The organism is Phycicoccus flavus, from assembly GCF_004025965.2.
Lineage (GTDB): Bacteria > Actinomycetota > Actinomycetes > Actinomycetales > Dermatophilaceae > Phycicoccus > Phycicoccus flavus.
The window spans coordinates 1-2556 of the sequence record NZ_SAYU02000135.1 but is presented as its reverse complement, the minus strand read 5'-3'; the positions used below and the strand labels follow the sequence as shown (position 1 = coordinate 2556).

The following is a 2556-nucleotide window of genomic DNA, read 5'->3' as shown; positions in this document are numbered from 1 at the left end:
CCGGGCACGCCGCGGCTGATCAACGCTCCGGGTCACCTAGTGACTGTCCAGCGCTGGCGCGAGGTCCGGGACGTCTATGACCGGCTGTCAATGACGCCTGGGCCGTCCCCAGAGACTAGGGGCTGGGCTGTCAAGCTCGGCTACGCCCCGCCGTTGGCCTGGGACGAGGACACCATCGACGATCCCACCGCGACCCCTCACGTCCCCGGCCCCGCTGTCGACGACCGCAGCGCTGACGTGGTCGACCTAACTGCGGTCCATCGTGTCGCCCACGGCGGCGACCCCACACCCGTGCGCTTGACCGCCATCGAGAGAGTCGCAGTCCTTCGGACGATGGCGGCCACGGGAGCCTCCGACAGCGACATCGCCGAACGGCTCGGCGTCGCCTCCCGGACTGTGCTCCGGCTTCGACAGGACCAGCAGATCCCAAGTGGCCAGCCCCGCCTCCGCCCGGCCGCGGGGCAGGACGAGTGGGCCGAACCACGCGCTGCCACTCGCCCCGCCAGGGCCGTGACGGACCGGCATGGCGTGTCAGACGCGGGGTCGCTCGCACGGTCTCGGTGAGCGCGAAGCGGCTGAGTAGTTCCTGCCGATTTGATACAGAACCCGTCCGACTGCTGGCCTGGGGCCTGACTGAATACTGCCTCCGAGGAAGCCCATTTCCGTGGCCCGCGTGGTGACAGAGCAGACCGAGGTGGCTCCATGACCGAGCCATGGCAGTAGCCGGTCGCGGACCTCAGCAGCTCCTAGGGGTGTCTCATTGAGGCTGGAGCGGACGGACCGGGGTCGCATATCTCCCGGAGGGCTGCAGCGCTCGATGCCCTCGTCTCAGGACCCGGGTGCGGGCGCCGCTTCGTGGCCGTGCTGGCGGGTCGGCGAGACCGGCCTCGCGAACCGCGTGGTCACCGGCCAGCTGCAGCATGGCGCGCCAGCGACGATGCGTCAGCGGGGTCGCGTAGCTGACCGCTCCGAATAGCCCGGTGAGGCAGGCGAGCCAGGGCAGACCCTGCTCCACGGCTTGGACGACCGCGATGACGATGACCACCACTCTGAGCCGCCACGTCAGCGCGACCACAGGGAGGCGCAGGAACGGCCCCGCGACGCCAAGGATGATGGCTCGCAGCAGCAGCCAAGGGAATGACCAGACGGTGATCGCCACGTCGTGGCCCGCCCATCCGTCGCGGACCAGGCCGGCCGGGCGGCCGATCATCGCGGCGACCTGCGTCTGGGTCAGCCGGCTCTCATCTAGCGCGTCAAGGACGCCGCCGGCGACAACGACGGTGCGCTGGCCGACGGCTTCGGCCACGGTGCGACGGTCGGAAGGGCTCACCCACACGTGCACCAGTGGCGGACCCAGATAGCTCTGAGAGAGGAGGGTGAGGGCGGCCCTCATCGAGTCCCGTTCGGCGGCGTGGAGAGGGCGGGCGCGTAGCACCACTCGGAGGACCAGCGACTCCCCTCGGCCCGACAGGCACAGCCCTCCCGCAACCAGGCCGACCGCGAACGGCGCGAGTCCCCAGGGCGCCGGCAGCAGAGCGCCAGCCATCAACGTCAGCACGGTGCTGACCATCAGGCCCGGGCCAACCGCCAACCCCTTCCAGATCCACCGGCTCATCAGAGGCCCTCTCGTCTCGCTCGGTTCGCTCTGACGGGCCTGACACATGGCGTCGTGACTCCTGAACCGAGGGTCGCCGCTTACGGCGATCGAGACCAGTGTCCACAGGGCTCTGACGCCGACCCGGTCGTCCCCAGATCACGGCAGGGACGGTCATCAGCACTCCGCGGACTGGCTCGATGGAGTGGGACCCGGCTGAGAGGGAACGTGCATGAACCGCCCGGACACATCCATGACCGCGACCCAGACCTGGCGAGCAGTGGTCGTGCTGCTGTACCAGGCATCCGACGCGGGCATGCGCCGCGCCGAGACCGACCGGGCGACGCACTCCCCGGCCCTGTGGGCGGACCTCATCGCGTCAGCAGCGCAGCAGCTTCTTCCTTCGAGTCAGGGTGAGTCGCTCGATGAAGTCGAGCTCCCCGAAGGCTTGGAGGAGCGCGACTTCGCGAGCCTGGTAGTGGCGGCAACGGAGCTCACCCAGTCGCAGCACCTGGAGGACTTTCCGCCCGGGGCATCGGGACTGATTGGTGAGATCGCACGGCTGGCCGACGAGGTATCGCCGTGAGCGACCTTTCGGTGCAGATCGTCGGGGACGGTCGTAGTGTTGCTGAGCTCCTGCTGAACGCGGACACCCGCGCCCGATCCGCCCTGTGGTACGTCGGTCCCGACCACGCCCAGTCCAGGCTCCGCACATGGGGTGAGGTCATCGAGGCGGCCGCGTCCGCCTGGGCCGCGATCCCCGACCCGGACCGTGACCCCGTCATGCAACAGATCAACGCCCGGGCACGCCAACGGAACCCACGCTACCCTTGCGCCTTGGCCACCGGCCGTCGAATCCCGCTCCCGGATTCAGTGCGGACCGTTCTTCTTGGGCAGTGCAACGGAATCATCGGCGCCACACGCAACGCCGCCTCCGCCGTCACCGCAGCTGACACGTCAGC

At 69.4% G+C, this 2556-nt stretch carries 4 protein-coding genes; 3 read left to right on the top strand and 1 reads right to left on the bottom strand.

Annotated elements, in window-relative coordinates; genetic code table 11:
- Window positions 1–564: helix-turn-helix domain-containing protein (locus EPD83_RS20110; RefSeq protein WP_205859648.1), on the top strand; the 564-nt coding region annotated here is incomplete at its 5' end.
- 193 nt (window positions 565–757) lie between these two features.
- On the opposite strand, the gene EPD83_RS20105 is transcribed toward EPD83_RS20110, so the two are convergent.
- The gene (locus tag EPD83_RS20105; protein ID WP_128368506.1) at window positions 758–1615 is read right to left on the bottom strand and encodes a hypothetical protein; all 858 of its coding nucleotides are present in this window, start codon (window positions 1613–1615) and stop codon (window positions 758–760) included.
- Between the two features lie 211 nt (window positions 1616–1826).
- Here EPD83_RS20105 and EPD83_RS20100 point away from each other — a divergent pair, with 211 nt between their 5' ends.
- Window positions 1827–2180: a hypothetical protein gene (locus tag EPD83_RS20100; RefSeq protein WP_128368505.1), complete on the top strand. Its 354-nt coding sequence runs from the start codon at window positions 1827–1829 to the stop codon at window positions 2178–2180.
- The coding region (locus EPD83_RS20505; protein WP_205859647.1) for a hypothetical protein at window positions 2177–2556 on the top strand (380 nt) is incomplete at its 3' end. The genes EPD83_RS20100 and EPD83_RS20505, both read left to right, overlap by 4 nt.